Annotated in this window: 19 protein-coding genes and 1 tRNA gene; 3 read left to right on the top strand and 17 right to left on the bottom strand. The window is 34.7% G+C overall.

The features are described 5' to 3' along the window. Positions 1 to 35: 35 nt before the first annotated feature. A complete protein-coding gene (locus tag EYD45_RS03230; RefSeq protein ID WP_130962925.1) occupies positions 36 to 539 on the top strand; it encodes a DUF456 domain-containing protein in 504 nt (167 codons plus the stop codon). Between the two features lie 262 nt (positions 540 to 801). Here EYD45_RS03230 and EYD45_RS03225 read toward each other — a convergent pair whose 3' ends face one another. The 11 genes from EYD45_RS03225 to EYD45_RS03180 form a co-directional block, all read right to left on the bottom strand. Continuing rightward, entirely contained in the window at positions 802 to 1,482 is a 681-nt protein-coding gene (locus tag EYD45_RS03225) for a response regulator (RefSeq protein ID WP_233702506.1), read from the bottom strand. A 3-nt stretch (positions 1,483 to 1,485) separates the two neighbouring features. Then, a complete protein-coding gene (locus EYD45_RS03220; protein WP_130962924.1) occupies positions 1,486 to 3,327 on the bottom strand; it encodes a tetratricopeptide repeat-containing sensor histidine kinase in 1,842 nt (613 codons plus the stop codon). Positions 3,328 to 3,433: 106 nt separating this feature from the next. After that, a complete protein-coding gene (locus EYD45_RS16705; RefSeq protein WP_165453880.1) occupies positions 3,434 to 3,586 on the bottom strand; it encodes a hypothetical protein in 153 nt (50 codons plus the stop codon). A gap of 368 nt (positions 3,587 to 3,954) precedes the next feature. After that, positions 3,955 to 4,959 (bottom strand): LacI family DNA-binding transcriptional regulator, encoded by a 1,005-nt coding sequence (locus EYD45_RS03215; RefSeq protein ID WP_130962923.1) that lies wholly within the window; start codon positions 4,957 to 4,959, stop codon positions 3,955 to 3,957. Positions 4,960 to 5,036: 77 nt separating this feature from the next. After that, complete coding sequence (locus EYD45_RS03210; protein ID WP_130962922.1) at positions 5,037 to 6,062, bottom strand: Gfo/Idh/MocA family protein; 1,026 nt, start codon at positions 6,060 to 6,062, stop codon at positions 5,037 to 5,039. Then, positions 6,055 to 7,311, bottom strand: coding sequence for an MFS transporter (locus EYD45_RS03205; RefSeq protein ID WP_130962921.1), 1,257 nt, complete (start codon positions 7,309 to 7,311; stop codon positions 6,055 to 6,057). Before EYD45_RS03205 ends, EYD45_RS03210 begins: the two co-directional genes overlap by 8 nt. Next, positions 7,304 to 8,716, bottom strand: coding sequence for a four-carbon acid sugar kinase family protein (locus EYD45_RS03200; RefSeq protein ID WP_130962920.1), 1,413 nt, complete (start codon positions 8,714 to 8,716; stop codon positions 7,304 to 7,306). The genes EYD45_RS03205 and EYD45_RS03200 overlap by 8 nt, the downstream gene beginning before the upstream one ends. Positions 8,717 to 8,719: 3 nt before the next feature. Next, entirely contained in the window at positions 8,720 to 9,352 is a 633-nt protein-coding gene (locus EYD45_RS03195; protein WP_130962919.1) for a cyclase family protein, read from the bottom strand. Between the two features lie 11 nt (positions 9,353 to 9,363). Further along, positions 9,364 to 10,410: an isocitrate/isopropylmalate dehydrogenase family protein gene (locus EYD45_RS03190; RefSeq protein WP_130962918.1), complete on the bottom strand. Its 1,047-nt coding sequence runs from the start codon at positions 10,408 to 10,410 to the stop codon at positions 9,364 to 9,366. Beyond that, the gene (locus EYD45_RS03185) at positions 10,403 to 11,047 is read right to left on the bottom strand and encodes a GntR family transcriptional regulator (RefSeq protein ID WP_165453879.1); all 645 of its coding nucleotides are present in this window, start codon (positions 11,045 to 11,047) and stop codon (positions 10,403 to 10,405) included. Before EYD45_RS03185 ends, EYD45_RS03190 begins: the two co-directional genes overlap by 8 nt. Positions 11,048 to 11,121: 74 nt before the next feature. Beyond that, positions 11,122 to 12,138 (bottom strand): LacI family DNA-binding transcriptional regulator, encoded by a 1,017-nt coding sequence (locus EYD45_RS03180; protein ID WP_130962916.1) that lies wholly within the window; start codon positions 12,136 to 12,138, stop codon positions 11,122 to 11,124. Positions 12,139 to 12,285: 147 nt separating this feature from the next. On the opposite strand from EYD45_RS03180, the gene kduI reads away from it, so the two are divergent. Together kduI and EYD45_RS03170 are read left to right on the top strand one after the other, a co-directional pair. Next, entirely contained in the window at positions 12,286 to 13,128 is an 843-nt protein-coding gene (kduI, locus tag EYD45_RS03175; RefSeq protein WP_130962915.1) for a 5-dehydro-4-deoxy-D-glucuronate isomerase, read from the top strand. A gap of 4 nt (positions 13,129 to 13,132) precedes the next feature. Continuing rightward, the gene (locus EYD45_RS03170; protein WP_130962914.1) at positions 13,133 to 14,308 is read left to right on the top strand and encodes a DUF4861 family protein; all 1,176 of its coding nucleotides are present in this window, start codon (positions 13,133 to 13,135) and stop codon (positions 14,306 to 14,308) included. A gap of 59 nt (positions 14,309 to 14,367) precedes the next feature. Here EYD45_RS03170 and EYD45_RS03165 read toward each other — a convergent pair whose 3' ends face one another. From EYD45_RS03165 to trxA, 6 genes are all read right to left on the bottom strand, one after another. Further along, positions 14,368 to 15,060, bottom strand: a complete 693-nt coding sequence (locus EYD45_RS03165; RefSeq protein ID WP_130962913.1) for a TonB-dependent receptor plug domain-containing protein — start codon at positions 15,058 to 15,060, stop codon at positions 14,368 to 14,370. A gap of 163 nt (positions 15,061 to 15,223) precedes the next feature. Continuing rightward, complete coding sequence (locus tag EYD45_RS03160; RefSeq protein ID WP_130962912.1) at positions 15,224 to 17,407, bottom strand: hypothetical protein; 2,184 nt, start codon at positions 17,405 to 17,407, stop codon at positions 15,224 to 15,226. A 275-nt stretch (positions 17,408 to 17,682) separates the two neighbouring features. Beyond that, positions 17,683 to 17,756: transfer RNA gene (locus EYD45_RS03155), tRNA-Asp, on the bottom strand. A 145-nt stretch (positions 17,757 to 17,901) separates the two neighbouring features. Then, positions 17,902 to 18,831: a DUF58 domain-containing protein gene (locus tag EYD45_RS03150; RefSeq protein WP_130963276.1), complete on the bottom strand. Its 930-nt coding sequence runs from the start codon at positions 18,829 to 18,831 to the stop codon at positions 17,902 to 17,904. A gap of 162 nt (positions 18,832 to 18,993) precedes the next feature. Next, positions 18,994 to 19,533: a ClpP family protease gene (locus tag EYD45_RS03145; RefSeq protein ID WP_207303285.1), complete on the bottom strand. Its 540-nt coding sequence runs from the start codon at positions 19,531 to 19,533 to the stop codon at positions 18,994 to 18,996. 82 nt (positions 19,534 to 19,615) lie between these two features. After that, positions 19,616 to 19,933 carry a thioredoxin gene (trxA, locus tag EYD45_RS03140; protein ID WP_130962910.1) on the bottom strand — a complete coding sequence of 106 codons (318 nt, stop codon included), beginning with the start codon at positions 19,931 to 19,933 and terminating at the stop codon, positions 19,616 to 19,618. Between the last annotated feature and the right edge of the window lie 314 nt (positions 19,934 to 20,247).

The following is a 20,247-nucleotide window of genomic DNA, read 5'->3' as shown; positions in this document are numbered from 1 at the left end:
ACAATTAAATTTTTATATCGACTGATATTAAAAAAATGGATATAATTCTAATAATTATTGCGGCTCTTTTTATGCTGCTTGGTATACTTGGTAGCTTTCTACCCGTATTGCCCGGGCCTATTACAAGTTGGGTAGGTCTGCTCATTATACATTTCACTGAAGTCATACCAATGAATACCACGTTTTTAGTGGTTACTTTTATAATTGCTGCTTCTATATGGATACTGGATTATATTATTCCTGCTATTGGCACAAAACGCTTTGGCGGTTCTAAATATGGTATGATTGGTACAACTATAGGTTTGATTGTTGGATTGTTGTCGCCTATTCCCGGTGGTATCATCATTGGCCCCTTTGTTGGAGCGTTAATTGGTGAATTGATTAATAAAAATGACTCTAAAACTGCCGTGAAAGCTGCTTTTGGATCCTTTATTGGATTTTTAACCTCAACACTTTTAAAGTTTATTGTGGCCGTAATATTTTTTGGGCTTTATATTGGAAAGCTTATTGAATACAGCGAAGTACTTTTTAATGTATAACTAAAAAGAAGAAGCCCTGTGGGTCTCTCACCTCCACAGGGCCTTGTAAATTGCTATTATCAACAAAAAAAATCGAGGGATTAATTAATCTGATATGTTGACTTTACAAATTTAGGTATAAGTTTTCTCTTCAAGGTGCGGAAAAACCGTAACAAGATTACGGTGAACTTATAGAAGCTAATCATAATAAGGGGTTCAAGCTCAAAAAAAGTAACGTATTTTCGAAAATCTACCTTTTGAATAGGAAATAAAGTGTGTTTTATTAAATAAATCCTTTTGCGCGAGCTGCATTCAATAACGATTCGTCCTGCCCATCTTCAATCTCAAAAAGTTCTTTTAGTTGTTTTTTTCTTTTCTCTACAGCACTTAAAGAGATATCTAAATGAGATGCTAAGTTTTTAGTTTTTACACCTTGCGAGAGTAGGTACAGAATCTTTCTATTTTTATCGTCAATTACGATGTCACTAGTAATGGATTTTCTAATAAAACTATTTACGGTACCACTATAAAAAGGAGGATTACTAAGTACAGCCTGAAATGCACTGGCGAGTTCACTCGACGTTAAGTCGCTTTTAATCAAAAACCCTTCAGGATCTATATTTTTTATGATATTATGAATTCTAAACGATTCATTAAACATAGTAAGGATGATAATCTTTGCATCTGGTAAAACTTTACGCGCATATTCCGCTAAGTCTTCTCCTGAATTCATACGTCCATCACTAGAAGGTGGTAAACTTATATCAACAAACAGCAAATCATAGGGGGTATTACTATCTACAGACTTTCTCATGTAGGCTAGTGCTTCATCGCAGTTATTGGCAATGTCAATATCCAATTCTTGGTGTTCCTTCTTAGTAAATTGTAATGTGTTTTGATACCCTTCAATAATGATAGGATGATCATCAATCATTAATATTTTAATGTGCTCAGGTTTATTCATAAGCTACAGGTATTTGGTTGGGACCTTTATACTTACAGTTGTTCCTTTATCTTTTTCCGATTCAACTAATATTGAACCATCTACTTCTTTTATTCTAGCATTCATGTTTTTGAGACCGATTCCTGCTTTTGATTTTGAGACGTCAAAGCCAGAACCATTGTCTGTCACTGTTAAGCAAATTACATTATTTTCTAGTTTTATGCTAATAATAATGTAAGTAGCATTAGCATGTTTATGGATATTATGAAGCGATTCTTGTAATATTCTGTAAATATGTATTTTAGATTTGTTTGACACAGCGTCCCAATTAATGTCATCGTTATAATTTAAATCATAATTCAATTTATAAACTGCAGTTTGCGTTTCAACCATCGTCTTTATGATATCAATAAAGCCAGAACCAGAAATAAAATCTGTATTCAACTCGTGGGATACTTTTCTAATATCTTCTTCAATGGTTTTGAGTTCGCTTATATATTGCCCTCTAGTTTTGATAGCCTCATCGCTATTGTTCATGTTTAAACTATCTAAACTCAATCTTGTTCCGAATAACCTACCTAAAACACCGTCATGCAGTTCTTGGGAAATGCGCTGTTTTTCAATTGCTCTTGCCTCTTCTACTTTTTCATGTTCGCCTAACATCAGATTATATATCTCTTCGTTTGCCTCTTGCTGTTGTTTTGCAAATTTCAATTCCTTATTTTTCGCTCGTTGAGATATGATAATATAGATAAGTACCCCAGCCACAAGTAAAATAATTGATATAATAACCAACCACATACGCTCTCGGGCTATCCTGATATTTTCTTGCTCTATTTGTTGAGTTTCAAAACGGATTCTTGCTGATTTATTTCTAATTTTCCGTTCGGCTTTTTGCAAGCTATCACTTAATTTAACATAAGCCTTTAAGTGTTCTGCTGCTTTTTCGCCCTCTTCAATTTTTGAAAGTAGCAAAAGTGATTTCAACAAGTCGTCATTTGCATAATTCTCAGACATTTCCTTAGCCTTGTAAGCATAATATTTTGCGGAATCTATCTTATTTTTATCGTTATAAAATTCCGCGAGATGTTGATTTATTATGATGGAATTGTATGTATCATTTATGCTATCACAAATTTTTAAAGCTTTGAGGTATAGAGTTGGTAGCTGCTCTTGTTTATTAGATAAATAAAGAGTATTTGCATAGTTACCCAGCACTAAAACATGAACATCAGGATACTCTTCAATAAGAGCTTTATCAGCCAACATTTTTTCATAAATAGGTATAGCTGATTCATATAGTCCAGCATTTTTATAAGCAAAAGCCAGATTATTTTCAGACAAAGCAATGCTTCTTCTGAAATCACCTTCAAGGCTCTTTTTTAAATCTAAGGCAATTTGATAGTATCGTACAGACTCATCAAATTGACCTAGCTCATTGAAAACGATACCAAGATTATTGTAAAGATATGCCTTATACTTATCTACCTCATTAGTTCGTGTTAACTTGTCTAGAACACTTATTGCTTCAATTGAAGTGACTTCGCTTCCCGTATAGTCCTTGTCATTTGTTTGTAAAACTGCTATACCAAACAATGCTTGAGCAAACTCAAGTTGCAAATTATTTTGCCTAAATAATTTTTCAGCCTTTTGATAGTAAAAATAGGCACTATCATTATTTGTTAAAGTTTTTCGATAAAGCTCCCCTAAGACATAATACTCTCGTGAAACAGCTAATGAATCTGAAGCGTTTTTATTTGACAAAATGGCTTTTACTGAATCTATCTTACGTGTAAAGATTTCATTTTGTGTATTCAAATAATTTACAAATATTACAAAAGCAAGGACAAATTTTTTAGTTTTCAAAATACAGATATGCCATACAGTTCAATCAAATGTATCTATATTTATTAAATAAAAAAAACCTCATTGAGTTATACAATGAGGCTTTCTACTTTATATCATACTTTGTCTATCCATCTTGACCTTGACCACCGGTTGGAGGCATCTGCAATTCGGTTTCTGTGTTTTCTAATAAATCGTCTTCATTTAAGTCTTGTCTTACACAAGATGTTAATGATCCAAATAATACTGCTAAAATCAATGTAATTTTTAGGGCTTTCATAAATATTCAATTTTAATTTAAACTTTTCCTTTGTGTTAATTTTCTAACATCAAAACCTTTAACACAAAAGTTTTGATGAAGGGATAAATGGAATAATTAACTAAAATCGAATGCATAAAAGCATACGAAGCTATTTTCTTTTGAGGGGATTTGAGACCGAGGGGTCAAAAAAAGGATTAATTAAGCTTTATTAGTGAGCGGAGGGATTATGTGCTCTAAAGCACTGCTAAATTACATGCAATAGACACAGTGAATACAATATAATCGATGAAATGCTTTTTTTATCGACGAAATACATAGGTTGAACTGCATACCTAAACAACTGGCAATATTTAACCTTAAATATTATAAAATGTTAATTTCCAATTCTATAAGGTAGATTTACTTTTCACCAAGGTAGTCTTTACTATTTTGGTTGTGTAATCGTTATGAGTTTCAGAGCTAGAATTCAATCTATCTATTAACAATTGAGCTGCTTGTGCTCCAATTTTTTTTGCATGTTGACGAATAATAGACAATTTTGGCACAGAATGGTTTGATACACTTTTGCTTGAAAACCCTACTACAGAAATATCTTTTGGTACTTTTTTCTTAAAATTTCTTGCCATATTAATGGCAATAACCCCTGAAGCACTATCGGCTGCAACTACACCATCCATTTCTGTATGCTTTTTATAAAGGCGCTTAATTTTTTGTTGAGTATCGTCACCCTTTAAAATTCTAAGTACATTGGTTTCTAAACCCTCTTCAAGCATAGCTTTGTTGTAACCCCGCTCTCTTAGTTTACCTACACTAATATTATCAATTTTACTAATAAAAACAATGTGCTTTCGATTTTCTGCAATTAGGTTTTTTGTAGCGTTGTAGGTAGCTTCAAAATTATCAACAATTACCTTATCGCATTTTACATCATGTGCTACCCTATCAAACATTACTATTGGTAATCCTTGACTAATTGTTTCTTTAAAATGATTTATTTCATTTTCGGTTTGTGTTTCTTCAGCAATACTTAAAATAAAGCCATCTACACTGCCATTAGCTAGTAGTTGCAAGCTATCTTTTTCTTTTTGAAGCGATTCATTTGATATACATGTAATAATATTATAGCCATGTAAATTTGCCTCTCTTTCAATTCCAAATAGCACTTTTGACAAAAAATGATTAAGAATATCCGGGATGATTACACCAATCGTCTTTGTTTTGTTTTGCTTAAGGCTTAGCGCAACTTTATTAGGCTTATAGTTGTATAATTTGGCAAGCTCTTTAACGCGCTTTCTCGTTTCCTCACCAATTTCCTCACTATCATTAAGTGCTTTAGAAACGGTTGAAATGGATACGTTTAACTCCTTAGCTAGCTGTTTTAGGGTTACCATAATTTCAAATTGATTAAAACGAGAATGCAATTTACAAAAATAGAACCCTAAAAAACTAAGTTTTCAGTAATTGAAGCCTAAATAATAGTTACAGGCAGTTTAGTTTCGGCCGATTTATAGACCGCTTCCTGTACTTTTAAGGTTTTTAAATAATTAGGACCATTGGTTTCAAAAGGTTTATCTGCAATTAAACTATCTATAAAATCTCTTTGAAAAATATAGCAGCAATCTCCTGCAAAACCAATATCATTATGAGTATATGAATGTTCTGTTTCAGGTTTACCTAAAGGCTGTATGGTGATCTTACCATCAGTATACAAGCGAATAGTGCCTTTTGAACCTTCAACTAAATACTCTCCAAAAGTATAGCGAGGGTTTGCAAAATTATTTTCATTATATCTATTAGCGTCCCAAAGCGCTGTGGTATCAGATTCGAAATTTAACAACATCAATCCTGCATCCTCTCCTTTTATCACGGGGTTTAAGCGTTTTAATATGGCGAATACATTTTTTACTTCTCCAGCATGGTATCTAAATGTATCTATAAAATGTACTCCTGTTTCGTAAATAAGTAATTTTTTATAATCCCTAAAATAAGGTTGTCTGGATAAATAGGCGTCTTCACCCCAGCCGTCTCCCATGCGGGATCTGAAATTTAAATTGAAAAGTACTCCAATCTCGTCGTTATCAATCAACTTTTTAATTTCTCTGTGCCAAGGTTGAAATCTAAAATTTTCATGAACTACAAACCGAACATTTTTTTTTGAAACATAGTCTACTATTTTCTGAGATTCCTCTAATGTTGGTGCTAAAGGTTTTTGACAAATGATATGAACCCCATTATCTGCAGCAAATTTGCACATTTCAAAATGGGTTTCTGGAGGTGTAATGATATCTACAAAGTCAGGTTTTTCCTGAAGTATCATTTCCCTATAATCTGTATAGTGATTTTTAACCCCATAGGCATCCATTATGCCTTTTGCGCGCCCTTGATTAGAATTACACAATGCTGTAATTTCTACTTCAGGTATTCTTGTCCATGCTTCATATTGAAACTGACTAAAATATCCTGCACCGATGGCTACTCCTTTTAATTTATGCATCGCTTAATTTTTTATCCGGATTCATAAAGTACCAACAAAAGATGGCTATAAAACCTAGAATTGCTGCTACGTAGAAAAATGGCTCGTTAGAACCTGTCCATTCTTGTAAATAAGGAAATGCTAAAGCTGTGGTAAATGCGCCTATATTTCCTGCCATATTCATCATCCCTGATACTTTACCGGAGTTTTCTTCTCCTATATCCATACAGAATGACCAAGATGGACTTAGCGTCATATCTGCTCCAAAAATGGCTACTGACAAACAAAGTACTGCCCCTAAAGCAGTATCCATATATAAACTAGAAAGTATGCCGATTACAACCAGGACGAATCCAATAGTTGCTGGGAGCTGTCTTGATAATTTCCATTTTCCAGTTTTGTAAATAGCATCTACCATAAAACCTGATGTCCAGTTACCTACTGCCCCGGCCAATAGTGGTAACATGGCGTATAAACCAGTATCTACCAAACTCAACTCATACTTAGCTTTTATATAGGGAAACAACCATGTAAGCGTAAAGAAGAAGATAAAATTACTGCCTATATATTGAATCATGGCAAGAATAACATTTTTGGAACCAAGAATTTTCCCTAAAGGTAAATTCCCGCCTTCCTTCTCTACCTCCTGCTGTCTATTTTTTACAATGTAATCTTTTTCAGTGTCGGATAATCCGGGATGGTCCTCTGGTTTATTTCTAAAAAACGCATAAAACATCAGAGCAAACAAAATACCAATGGCTCCAAAGAAATAAAATATGTTTCGCCATCCCCAAGAATCTATTAAATAAGCAACTAATGGTAATGCAAAAGCTGCTCCTAACCTTGATCCTGAAAAATTTATGCCTTGAAAAGCACCACGCTCTTTGGTTGGTATCCAAGAAAATGCTGCTCTAGATATGTTTGGAAAAGCGCCAGCCTCTCCAGCACCAAAAATGAATCTAAAACATAGCATTGAAATGTAATTCCAAGCGGCACCAGTTAGTGATGTGAAGATTGACCATAATACCATAATACCTGTCATTACCTTTCGGACACCATATTTATCTCCCAAAGCACCACCCGGTACCTGAAACAATGCATAACCTAATGCAAAAGCACTTAACACCCACCCCATTTGTATATCGGTTAAACTTAAGTCTCCCGAGATAGCGTCTTTTGCTGACGATATACATACACGGTCTACATACAATAAAAGCGTAATTAAGAAAGAGCCTAAGAAAAAGCGATAACGTTTGGAATTGTTAATCATGGTGGTTTAGTTTAGTTATTATGGTTTGAAGTGTGTTTTCGTCGCCTACATTTCCTGGAAAAACGATATATGGTAACTTTGAAAATTTAGTTTCGCTTCCCATTTCCCAAAGTGGAATTCCCGGTTGAATTTGCCCTAATACTTTAGCGCGCTCCATACCCAAACCTTTTGTGGCCAAATCGTGCGAGGTAATACCGCCTTTCGCCATTAAGTATTTTGGTCTTTCACGGATACCTTTTACAATAGCAACTAAAGCATTAGAAATTTTGCTTGCAATATTTACCGTCTCATTTCCATCTGTTCCTGTAACAAGTTTTCGGCTTGTATAAACAATAACATCCTCTCCTTTTAAAATAGTAGTATCAATACTCGAAACTAAGTCAGCTATATATTGATTTGATGTTTCAGAAAGCACTTGAGACACATCTACTTCAACAATTTGACTTGCATCAAAGAGAGATAAAGCATTTGCCAATTGCTCTGAAGACTTCTTAACATAAGACCCAACAACCGTTAAGCCGCCATGTTTAGTATTGTCATCTATAACATCTTTAGGAAGCAGTAACCCTTTAGGCTTTAAACCTATATAAGAAGGTACAAATGAGCTAGAGGTTCTATATATAATTTGCTTCCCATACTTTTCAGCAAGCAAAAGCGCGTGCGTTACTTTATCTAAATCGTTATAATTTAAACTATCAAAAACACAATAAGATGCCTCGGGTATTTCTAAAATATGTTCAGCCAATATCTTCACATCCCAACGTCGTATCTCTTCAATTGCAAATGAAAATACCTCATCAGATTTAACGTGGCCATTAGATTTTTCCTCAATATATTCCTTTAAGTTTCCTTTTGAATATGTAAACGAATGGTCTTGAGCAAATGGTGTTTCGTTTACTGGTGTAAGTGTATCTTCATCTTTAATATAATGCGTGCTGTTTACTGTAACCCTATTGCCTTCAAACATCACAGGAATAAAAACCGTAATAGCATTATTCAGTTTTAAATGCTGCTGAAGCGTTTCTGGTTCGAGCGGAAAATGTCCACGCAATGTTGAGTCTCCTCTACTTAAAACCGTAAACTTTTTTTGGGTTAACTCTGAGGCTTTCAGTAAATTTTGAGCCACTTCTTTGTAAACTTTAGAAGTAGCTTCAGGTGTTAAACTTCTAGAATTAGTTAGAACATAGAATACTGGTGTACCTTCAATAAATTCTTTTACAAAAACATCAGTACTCCAAGCACTTAAAAGCGGTATATCATATACCGTTTGATTTCCTGTGGGATCATCATCAACAACTACAAGGATTTTATCTAATTCAGAAAAAAGCGCTCTATTTTTAGAACGATAATCGCTTTCATCTTCACTAGGGAATCCTTTAATTATCTCTTTTAAGCTTACACTCATTATTTATCTTTCAATTGCAATTACTCGTGCCGGCGCACCATCTCCACCTTCAATTTTTAAGGGTAAAGCAATAAGTTCTACCTTATTTGAGGTTAATTTTTCAATATTAGTTAACCCTTCAATAATAACGACGCCCTCCAAGAGAATTTCATGAATTTTAGTCACTTCTTCAATATTATTAACATCGGCAACAGAAGGCGGTTCAACACCAATCATTTTTACCTTGTTATCAATACACCAATATGCTAATGCTTCACTAATTCTAGGTAATTCATCTCTATATTTTTGAGTCCATGCGTATTGAGACCAACCTGTCCAAATTATCAAACTATCGCCTGCTTTAAAACGCGCTTTGATATCTGCTGAAATATGCTCCACAGTAATTAACCCTTTTGGGCCAACATCTCTTGCATCAATAACCCAAGCATCACCTACAAAATCAGACACTGGTATTTCATCAATAGTTTGGTTACTAACATTAAAATGAAATGGCGCGTCCATGTGCGTACCAATATGAGAGTAGAACGTTAGCGTACTAGCGTTCCACCCATCTTTGTCTTTGGTTCTTGCTATTTCTTTTGAAAAACCATTAACATTGTTATGGTAGGACAATGTAAGATCTACAACACGACTCATTAGTTTTACGCTTATAAATTAGCTATTACGGCATCTGCAACATCTGAAGTGCTAGCATTACCACCTAAATCTACAGTTAAAACACCTTGAGTGGTAGATTTATCAATAGCTTCCATAATATTATTTGCCGCTTCAGTTTCACCTAAATGTTCTAGCATTAATGCTGCTGACCAAATTTGTCCGTAAGGATTAGCAATATTTTGTCCTGCAATATCAGGAGCAGAACCGTGAATAGGCTCAAACATAGAAGGAAATTCTTTTTCAGGATTTATGTTTCCACTTCCACCTAAACCAAGGCTTCCCATAATAGCACCACCTAAATCACTTAAAATATCTCCAAATAAGTTCGTGGTTAAAACAACATCAAACTGTTCTGGTTTTAATACGAACATTGCTGTAGAATTATCAATATACATTTGTTGATGCTCTACATCTGGGTATTGTGCTGCAACCTCGCCAATAACTCTATCCCAATAGGACAAACTGTTAATTAACGTGTTAGACTTTGTAATATGTGTTACTTTATTGCGTCTTGTTCGTGCCAATTTAAACGCATAATGCGCTACACGCTCTATACCTTTTCGTGTAAAAACGCTGGTATCTATACCCATACCGTTTTCAAAATCGGGTAAATACTGCCCACCCATTTGCACAAATTCACCTTCATTGTTTTCTCTAACAATTACAAAGTCAATATGCTTTTCAGAACGAATTGGTCTAGTTACTCCAGGATACGTTCTTACTGGTCTGTGATTTACGTATTGGTTAAAATGTGTACGCACTTTAAATGTATAATCTTTAGCTGGTAAAGTATCATCTACAGCTGGAAGACCTACTGATCCAAAATAAACAGCATCAAATGCTCTAAGTTTATCAATACCATCATCTGGTAAAAACTGATTGTTCTTTAAATAATAACCAGCACCCCAACCAAATTCTTCGGTTTCGATTGAAAAATTATGCCTTTCAGCAACTGCTTTAATTACTCTTAATCCTTCAGGTACTATTTCGTTTCCGATACCATCTCCAGGTACAACTGCAATTTTGTAATTACTCACTTTTTTGAATTTTATGTTGATTTATTAATAATTCTTTTGATTTATTGATGTGGGACCTCACAAGCGTTTCAGCTTTATCAGCGTCACCATCTTCTATAGCTTTTATAATGTTGAAATGTTCCTCCAAAGTGTCTTGTGGTGTTCTTACCAAACCATGCCCCACAACTTTATCATGTATGTTACTGAAAAAGTAAATATTATCCAGTGGCGCATTTCCGGTTAACTTAATTAATAGCGAATGGAAATTTTCATCAGCCTCGGCATATTCTTTTTCGTCGATTTCACTTTGGTTTAAAAAAGGGGCAAAACAGGTTTTTAGTTTTTGAACTGCTGATTTGTCTTTTTTTTCAGCAAGAACTCTCGCTGCCATCCCTTCCAATGCTTCTCGGCATACATATATATCAATGATTTCCTTGTAGTCTAACACACGTAAATACATGCCCCGTCTAGGAATACTTTCAACCAAATATTCATTTTCCAAAGCCAAAAGTGCTTTCATCAAGGGTGTTCTACTTACACCCAACTCCTCAGCAATTTTCTCCTGCACTATTTTCTCACCTTGTTTCAATTCGCCATTGCGAATCATCTCTTTAAGGCGTTTATAGATAGGTTGGCTTAAGTCTGTATATTCAATCATAAACTTATTTTGCATTTTGTATACAAAATGCAATAATACAACAATTTCATGAAAAATTAGCTAACTATTTATCTTTAGGGCATTACTTTAGATGAACTTCGCACTATCAATTCCGACTTCAAAACAATAGGCCTTACACTTAAAGATGTGTCTTTAATTTGATCTATTAAAGCATTTGTTGCCATCCTACCCATCTCAAAATCTGGCTGATTTATAGTAGTGAGTGAGGGCTCAATAACAGATGAGATGGGGTCGTTATTAAAACCTACTATCGCAATATCCTCTGGTATTTTCACGTCTTTAGACTTTAAATATTGTAGTGCGCTTATTGCTGAAGTATCATTGGCAGCATAAATCCCGTCAACATTTTTCATTTTCAATATTTCTTTTGCCATTATTACTCCATCATTTTCACTCAGCTCATTTTCAAAACAAAATATCTCGTTTATCTCTAAACCATATTTTTCTAGTGCAGCTAAATAGCCTTTTTTCCTGTTTTTATATAATGCAATGTTTTGAGGACCACCGAAGTGCACAATATTTTTACAACCATTGGAAATCAAATGTTCAGTGGCCTTAAAACTTGCTTCAAAATCATCGATACTTACACTGGTGCAACCTTCAAAATTACATGGTCTGTCATAAAAAACAATGGGCGCTCCATGATTCCTAAATGGTTTCAAATGCTCATAAGAGCTTGTTTGCATTGAAATAGAAATCAAAACACCATCTACACGATTAGATAGTAAGTTGTCCATGATTTTTTTCTCTCTATTTACATCCTCTAGGGATTGACAGATTATCACGTTATAACCATTCTTATAAGCCGTCTCTTCAATTCCTGATATTACACTTGAGAAAAAACTACGGGAAATTCTAGGAACAATAACCCCGATAGTGTTGGTTTTGTTTGTTCTTAAGTTTGAAGCCAAACTATTTCTTTGGTATCCTAGCTCAGCGGCTTTTGTTAAAATCTTTGCCTTTGTTTTGCTAGAGACTCTTGGGCTATTGTTTAAAGCACGCGAAACCGTAGAACTATCAATATTTAAAGCCTTCGAAATATCGTGAATAGTAGCCTTTCCTGAATTCATTCTGACAATATATACTACGTAAGATTTACGTTTCTCTATTAAGGTGATAAATATATAAAAAAACTAATAAATACAATCGATTGTATTTTCATTGAAATTTATTATTTTTACTGAAATTATCTAATAAAAAAACTAAAATATAGTAAGATGGCAAACAATTTTGAAGTGCGTTATGCAGCCTCACCAAGAGAAGTAAAGCGAATGGACACTAAAGAATTAAGAGATGAGTTCTTAATTCAAAATATTTTTAAGCAAGATGAAATCAGTTACATCTATTCTCACTATGATAGATTTATAACTGCGGGAGTGTCTCCAGTAAATCAAAAAGTTAGTTTAGAAACCATAGATCCGTTAAAGGCAGAATATTTCTTGGAAAGACGAGAATTAGGTATCATAAACATTGGGGGAAGTGGCTCTGTTTCTGTGGACGGCACTCAGTATGATTTAGATAACAAAGAGGGCTTATATATTGGCCGCGGAAATAAGGAAGTTATATTCTCTAGTGATTCTGCCTCTAATCCTGCTAAATTCTATTTAAATTCGACACCTGCACATAAAGCATATCCTAACAAAAAAATTGGTACTGAAGATTTGGAAGTTATTGAACTTGGAGCTCCAGAAACAGCTAATGCCAGAACACTAAGAAAATATATTGTAAACAGTGTTGTAGATGTGTGCCAGCTGCAAATGGGAATGACTACGATAAAAACAGGCAGTTCTTGGAATACAATGCCCGCTCACGTTCATGACAGACGCATGGAAGTATACTTTTATTTTGAAGTTCCTGAAGACCAAGCCGTGTGTCATTTTATGGGACAAACAGATGAAACCAGACACATTTGGATGGGTAACGATGAGGCTGTAATATCACCACCTTGGTCTATCCACTCTGGTTCTGGAACTAGCAGTTATAGTTTTATTTGGGGTATGGCAGGAGAAAATTTAGATTATGGAGATATGGATGTATGTCCAACAAACGAATTAAAATAATACCATGAAACTCATTAAGCTATTTTTTGCTTTAGCATTGGGCTTTTTTTCTTTTTCATGTGAGCATCAAGAAGAAAACATTACCGTTGAAGTTTCAAACGAGTTGTCCTTAGATAGAGCTTTTGAAACTGTAGAAATCTCTAAAGAGTTACTAGGGGTTGAAAGTTTAAACAATTTGGGAATTAAAACTGTGTCTTCAAAAACGTTCTTAGTCTCCCAGTTGATAGACAGTAACGGAGATGGCAATATGGACGTCTTACTATTTCAACCTGAGGTAAAAGCTAATAGCAAAGCATTGTACGAGATTGCTAAGCTTCCTGATGATTTTGTACCTTCAAATGAAAAAATATGTTACTCACGATTTGTTCCCGAAAGAACAGATGACTATGCCTGGGAAAACAATAAAGTAGCCTTTAGAACCTACGGCCCAAATGCACAATATAGGTTTGAAAACAAACTAAAAGAAGGCACATTGTCTAGTGGTATTGATGCTTGGTTAAAACGTGTGGAGTATTCTATTATTGATAAATGGTATAAAAAATACACAGAAAAAACAGGGACATATCACGAAGACACAGGTGAAGGATTAGACAATTTTCATGTGGGTACAAGTCGTGGTGTTGGAGGTATTGCTTACAAAAAGGACAGTACATACTATATTTCTAAAAATTTCATCAGTCACAAAACATTAACCAATGGACCAATTAGAACCAGTTTTATTTTGGATTACGGCACTTGGGAAGCTGATGGTACAACGGTAAAGGAATCCAAAAAAATTAGTTTAGATTACGGTAATAACCTTTCAAAATTTGAAATTTCCATCAAAGGGGTAGATACTATTTCTGCTGGTTTAACTTTACATGAAAAAGATGGTGTAGTAACATCGCATGAAGACGAAACGTGGTTAAACTATTGGCAGCCACATGGTGATTCTGAATTGGGTACAGCCATAGTAGCTCCTTCAACATACTTTATAGATTCTGAAAAATATGAAACTGAAGCCAAAGATTTGAGTAACGCCTTTTCACACCTAAAAGTAATCAATGGTAAAACGGTATATTATGCAGGTTTTACTTGGCAAAAAAGTGGGCAATTCAAAAACCAATATGAGTGGGAACAGTATTTGAGTAATTTTGCTAAAAAATTAAATACTCCATTAAACGTAAAAGTCATAAAGTAAAATTACTTTATGACTTTTATTTATCCATGAATTTGAAGAAAATAATCTTGAGAAATAGACTAATTCTTCAAATTTATTTTTACAACACCGTAAACCCCTCTCGCTCCATAATAAGCAGCATCAGGACCTTTTATTACCTCAATAGATTTTACCTCGGAAGGGATAATATTGCTAATATCTAAAAAAGGCACATTATCAACCAGTAATAGTGGCTCCGTAGGATTTCCAAAATTTGTTGTTGATGTAGTAGCGCCTCTTATATTTATGCTTGTACCTGTAACCGAAACCCCGGCAAAAACACCTTCTAGCAACTGGTAAATATCGTTGAAACCATTTAACCCCCTAACACCTTCGAAACTAACTTTAGTACCACCTACTCTCAAGGGATCTCCGAATCCCATTTCAGACAGTTCACTTCTATGTAGTGGCTTAGCGTCATCAGAAAATGCAAAACTCACTTTCTTCTCTCCAGAATAACTTAAACTTAAAATGCCATGATTTGGTGAATATGCAGAAATAACCTTAGTATTAGGCTTAATTTTAAGTTTATAAAATCCCTTTTTATTTGTTCGTACTTTAGTTCTCACAGAATCTAAATAAATATAAACACCAGTTAAGGGATTGTTATTAATGTCTTTTACTATACCAGTGATTGACTTGACCACTTTCTGTTTGTTTTTCTTCTGAGCATAGAAAGCACCAGTGATAAGACATAAAAAAATGGATAATATAATACGTTGTTTTCTTTTCATGATGTATAATATACAGTGTAACAGTATAAAGATACAAAATATAAAATTTACAACTATTTAAAATAAATACTCCCCATAATTTCATCTAGAAAAGAAAGGGAAGTATTTTTTTGAATTCTGATTTCAGTTGGTGAATAACACCAGAAATTTTGATTTTCGGGCTTTAAAATATAGGTGTTATTTCTATGCCTTGGTGCCCTACTTCATCTAAATAATCAAATTTCTTTTGTTGTTCTTCCTCTGCTTGCTCAAGATTACATGTTTTAATTATATGAATAGGCCCCACTCCTAACTTATATTCTAAATTCCCACCACCTAAATCATTGATTTGTTGCATTTGAAATTCTGCGGCAAAAGTACCGTCTTTTCTCTTTACTCTACCTTTATAGGATTTGGCATCATCAACAGCAGAAAACTTTGCTACAAAAGTTGGGTGACCAACGGTATACTCCGTATTACCACCACAAATCAAAGCATTCTCATTTTCTAAAATCTTAACTTCTTTTTGAAATCCTACATAAAACGATACACAAATTTTATGGTTTATGGTCATTGAGTCCCTTCCAACTTCAGATAATTGCCCGTTCCTTTTGTTTTTCATATAAATAATAACCTCAACCGTTTCAATATTATCACCACTACCTAATTCTGATTCCTGTGCAACACTTATGTATGATACTGAGTTTGTTTTTGTGATTATAGAAGTACCAAAATTATTTGGATTATCATTAATATCTTGAATTCTACCCTTAAATTCTCCACTTGTTTGCCAGTGGAACTCCACCTCTTCAAAATCTGGTTCGTATTCTGTTATTACACCAACCCTAATTTCCGTAGGTTGCCCCAAACACAATCTGTCAATATCATTGCTAATGTTTACGTCAGCATCTATAGATTTTATAAACCAATCTTCAATGGCATTGGCATCCGTTCTTAAAAAAGGAATATTGCCCTTAGTTTTCAAATCCATGTTTTTATAAACTACACTAAGTACTTTTTGCAGTCTGGGATGTCCGCTGCTAACTAATTCTTGACTTTGAATGAATGTATTGGGGGAACTTTTATCTTCAGAAAGCGTTCCGTACACCTTATTAAGAATATCTCGCAAATCATCCGACAATCTAACATCACTATAAAGTTCAGGCAAAAATAATTCGGTAGCTGTTTTAAAATCATTATTTATAACAGCTTCCAGAACTTCTGGGTTAGCTTCTAAAATAGGCAAAACAGCATTTGCAAGTGCTTGTTCCTTGGGGTCGCCTGGTGGTGGCAACAATTCTTTATTTCCGCCAACATCTAGAAGCGTGGGTAGAAAATAGTCTAATATATAAGCCTCCTTTGTCAATTCATTGTAGGCTATTTGCTCTTTATCGGTTAAAGCCCTTGGTGCATTTGATAAATCCCCAGAACCCAAAATCACAAACTCATATCCAGCTGAATATTCGCTACTGCTAACAGGTAGGTTTATCGGGTCACTACTTACCGTATTTTCTATGGCGCTTGATTGCGCGTTCATTTGAGACACCTTAAATCCTACTTTGAAGGCCTCAATATTCAGGGTTTTTCCTGGTTCTAAATCAAATTCCAAAAATGGCGTGTCTGTGTAATTGCTTAGTTGAGTCTCAACACCATCTCTATCCAATGATGTTTTTTTATAAATAAAAACCTTACCTCTGCGCGGATATGAATTTTGGAGTATAACATTGGAATCTTCATCGTTAGCCACAGTAATTCCACTTTTAGTTCTTTTATCTTTGGTGAATATCCTTTTTCCTGTATGGGATATGTCCTTAATATCTGGATGTTTACTTGTTAAGGAAGACAAGAAACTATTCAAATCTTCAAAATAGGCACCTTGTTGAAACATTAAATTGTTTTGGGCAAACAGCTCTTTCAAATTGGTTATCAAATCGTCAAAACTTCCTGTTTCTTGTATAGCTTTTATGTACTTTTCTTTAGATTTATTTGGAAGCAAATAGTAATCCAACGCATAATAAACCAATACCTCGGCAGTTGTTTCAATAGAAATTTCCTTCCTATTATTGGTTAAAAAAGCTGCTAATAGCACGTTGTCGTTTTCATCCAAAAGAAAAGCTAAATCATTAAAGCTTTCGTTAAAAGGCAGCATTCCCGTTCCTGTATCGGTAACATCGGAGGTAACGCTTAATGAATACATTTTAGTTGAAGTCATATTCAAATTAGCTCCATCTGGTACCTCAACGGTTACCTCAACTGGTGCAAAATCGGTAGAACGTGTTTCTTTTAATTCTTCGTTTTTACTGCATGCTGTAAAAAATAAAAGAACAAATAATAGTAAAATTTTTAGAGTTAATGTTTTGGTTTTCATTTTTCTGATGTGTTAAAGAGTGACTTTTAATACACATCGTAACTCCTAAAGAATGTCATCATCTTAGCAGTAGAACTTAGGAAAAAATTTATTTAAAATGTATACGTTAAATCAAGGATAAGATTATTAAAGCTTTTTTCGGATAGTTATAAAACAAAAAAGCTTCACAATTTTCTCTAAAGAAAAAAGGAAAGCTTCTCATTGGATCGCCCATTATTATTGGGCTTTCACTACGTTATCTCTTTCGAGATAAACAACACAACTTTTTTAAGTTGCGGTCTGGACGGGACTCGAACCCGCGACCCCCTGCGTGACAGGCAGATATTCTAACCAACTGAACTACCAGACCGTTGCGTTATTGCGGTTGCAAATATACACGCCTTTTTTTATAAGTCAAATGTTTTTTAAAGTTTTTTGAGTAATTTTTTACCTTCTTATAACTTGATCGTTTCAGCTAGAGTTCCTCCCCCATGGAGAGGTTAGGAGGTGCTTTTTTATCTAAATTTCTGACGCTCCACCAAATAAGTTGTCAATATAGAATTGAAATCCTTATTAACGTCAGCCTCAACATATTTTATTTTATACTGCATGCATTTTAAGCGTAACGCTTCAAAATAGTCATTTACCGCTTCACTGTAATTTTCCTTTATGGTGTCCGCATATAAGTTGATATATTCGCCTGTTTCTACATCAATAAAACGCTTGGGGTTGTTATCAAAATCGAACTGTAACTCTTTTTCCTTATCAAATACATGAAATAAAATCACCTCATGTTTATTGTATTTTAAGTGTCTAAGCGCCTCAAATAGCTTTACCTCATCTTCAGCAGTTTGAAACATATCGGTAAATAAAAATATCATAGAGCGTCTATGAATCTTTTCAGCAATTTCATGCAGATACTTATACGTTTCTGTTGCCTTATTCAAAGGTTTTGAAATCACAGCATCACTTAAATGATTCAGCAACATTTGATGATGGCGTTCGCTACCCTTTTCTGGCGCATAATAATCATAGTTATCACTATAAATACTTAAACCAACAGCATCACGCTGCTTCTTTAGAATCTGCATTAAAGATGCTGCTGCCAATACCGAAAATCCAATCTTATTTAAACTATCCATGGAAAACTGCTCCAACTTTGGATAATGCATAGAGCTACTATTATCCAAGATGATGTGACAGCGCAAATTCGTCTCATCATCGTATCTCTTGGTATACAGCTTATCTGTTTTAGCGTATAATTTCCAATCAATATGGCGTGTACTCTCGCCGCGATTGTAAATCTTGTGTTCAGCAAATTCGGCCGAAAACCCATGAAACGGACTTTTATGCATACCAGCAATAAAGCCTTCAACTACCTGTTTTGCAAGTAATTCAAGGTTTTTAAAACCTTCGGCTTTATTTAGTTCTGCTTGTAAATCCATTGAGAGGTCCCACCTGCCCTCCCAAGGGGGGAGGAATTTCACTCATAATCTATTAAAACGAGCTAAATCTTTTTATCTGATTAAACATTATACTTTTCTACCCCACGACTCCTCAAAGACAAGGTAAGAGTTCCTCCCCTTGGGGAGGTTAGGTGAGGATTTTTAGATTAGTTTATCCACAATACCATAAGCTACAGACTCCTCAGCCCCCATCCAATGGTCACGATTAAAATCTTTCATTACTTTTTCAAAAGTCTGTCCGCAATTATCAGCTAAAATTTTTGCACTCAATTCTTTTGTTTTCAAAATCTCCTGTGCAGTAATTTCAATATCACTAGCCTGCCCGCGAGCACCACCACTAGGTTGATGAATCATCACACGCGCGTGTGGTTGTATAAAACGTTTACCCTTAGCACCAACCGATAATAAAATAGAACCCATAGAAGCTGCCAACCCTGTACAAATGGTTGACACATCGCTATTTAAAGATTGAATACAATCGTACATAGCAAAACCAGAGGTTACATAACCACCCGGACTATTAATGTACAACTGAATATCCGCAGTTTCCAAAGCATCCAAATACAACAAGCGGTCTATCACATGTTTTGCCGACTTATCATCCACCTGCCCCCACAAAAACACCTTGCGTTGTTCTAATAATTTATTATCTATCGCGTCCTGAACTTTATTTTTACTCATCTTAATTTTAGTTTAATAATCATCTAAAATAAAAAAAGGTTCACCATAAGGCAAACCTTTTCAACTTTCTTTTCTTTTTCTATTACAAAAGCGAATCTATCGCATCTGTATACGCATTCTTCGGCGCAACACCCACTTGTCTTCCAACAACTTCACCGTTTTGAAATACCAAAACCGTTGGGATATTACGAACACCGTATTTAGCAGCAAACTCTTGGTTAGCATCAACATCCACTTTTCCAACAACAGCTTTCCCGTCATACTCCTCGCTTATCTGCTCAATCACAGGACCAACCATTCTACAAGGTCCACACCAAGCTGCCCAAAAATCAACCAGCACAGGCTTTTCACTCTTTAATACCGTTTCCTCAAAAGTCGCATCCGTTATCTCTAATGCCATAATATATGTGTTTAAAAAATTTTTAATTCGTTTTAATTACACAAAATTAGTCAAAAAATATTCCAAAGCTTACAAACGGGCAATTTGTTTTCCCTATAACGGCATCAGTCAGGTTTATTTCCTTTTTTTTGGGCGTTCCCCTATCGGGTCGGGCTTTCCGTTCCAAGTCCTCGCTCCTCCGTCGCTGTGGGCTTTCCTCTGCAATCCCTAACCTTTAGATTAGCAAATACTATTAATTGTTATTACATTTAAAAAGGACAGAGTGAACTTATATCCCTAACTAGCTAAAAAGAGCTATCGTGCGTATTAGTCTC

Origin of the sequence: Hyunsoonleella flava (genome assembly GCF_004310325.1) — a bacterium.
Classification (GTDB): Bacteria; Bacteroidota; Bacteroidia; order Flavobacteriales; family Flavobacteriaceae; genus Jejuia; species Jejuia flava.
Note: the sequence above shows the minus strand (reverse complement) of the source record. Positions and strands in the feature narration are given on the sequence as shown.

Coding starts and splice junctions, on each gene's coding strand:
- EYD45_RS03230 (WP_130962925.1), top strand. CDS start 36: ATGGATATAATTCTAATAATTATTGCGGCTCTTTTTATGCTGCTTGGT.
- EYD45_RS03225 (WP_233702506.1), bottom strand. CDS start 1,482: ATGAATAAACCTGAGCACATTAAAATATTAATGATTGATGATCATCCT.
- EYD45_RS16705 (WP_165453880.1), bottom strand. CDS start 3,586: ATGAAAGCCCTAAAAATTACATTGATTTTAGCAGTATTATTTGGATCA.
- EYD45_RS03215 (WP_130962923.1), bottom strand. CDS start 4,959: ATGGTAACCCTAAAACAGCTAGCTAAGGAGTTAAACGTATCCATTTCA.
- EYD45_RS03210 (WP_130962922.1), bottom strand. CDS start 6,062: ATGCATAAATTAAAAGGAGTAGCCATCGGTGCAGGATATTTTAGTCAG.
- EYD45_RS03205 (WP_130962921.1), bottom strand. CDS start 7,311: ATGATTAACAATTCCAAACGTTATCGCTTTTTCTTAGGCTCTTTCTTA.
- EYD45_RS03200 (WP_130962920.1), bottom strand. CDS start 8,716: ATGAGTGTAAGCTTAAAAGAGATAATTAAAGGATTCCCTAGTGAAGAT.
- EYD45_RS03195 (WP_130962919.1), bottom strand. CDS start 9,352: ATGAGTCGTGTTGTAGATCTTACATTGTCCTACCATAACAATGTTAAT.
- EYD45_RS03185 (WP_165453879.1), bottom strand. CDS start 11,047: ATGATTGAATATACAGACTTAAGCCAACCTATCTATAAACGCCTTAAA.
- EYD45_RS03180 (WP_130962916.1), bottom strand. CDS start 12,138: ATGAATTCAGGAAAGGCTACTATTCACGATATTTCGAAGGCTTTAAAT.
- kduI (WP_130962915.1), top strand. CDS start 12,286: ATGGCAAACAATTTTGAAGTGCGTTATGCAGCCTCACCAAGAGAAGTA.
- EYD45_RS03170 (WP_130962914.1), top strand. CDS start 13,133: ATGAAACTCATTAAGCTATTTTTTGCTTTAGCATTGGGCTTTTTTTCT.
- EYD45_RS03165 (WP_130962913.1), bottom strand. CDS start 15,060: ATGAAAAGAAAACAACGTATTATATTATCCATTTTTTTATGTCTTATC.
- EYD45_RS03160 (WP_130962912.1), bottom strand. CDS start 17,407: ATGAAAACCAAAACATTAACTCTAAAAATTTTACTATTATTTGTTCTT.
- EYD45_RS03150 (WP_130963276.1), bottom strand. CDS start 18,831: ATGGATTTACAAGCAGAACTAAATAAAGCCGAAGGTTTTAAAAACCTT.
- EYD45_RS03145 (WP_207303285.1), bottom strand. CDS start 19,533: ATGAGTAAAAATAAAGTTCAGGACGCGATAGATAATAAATTATTAGAA.
- trxA (WP_130962910.1), bottom strand. CDS start 19,933: ATGGCATTAGAGATAACGGATGCGACTTTTGAGGAAACGGTATTAAAG.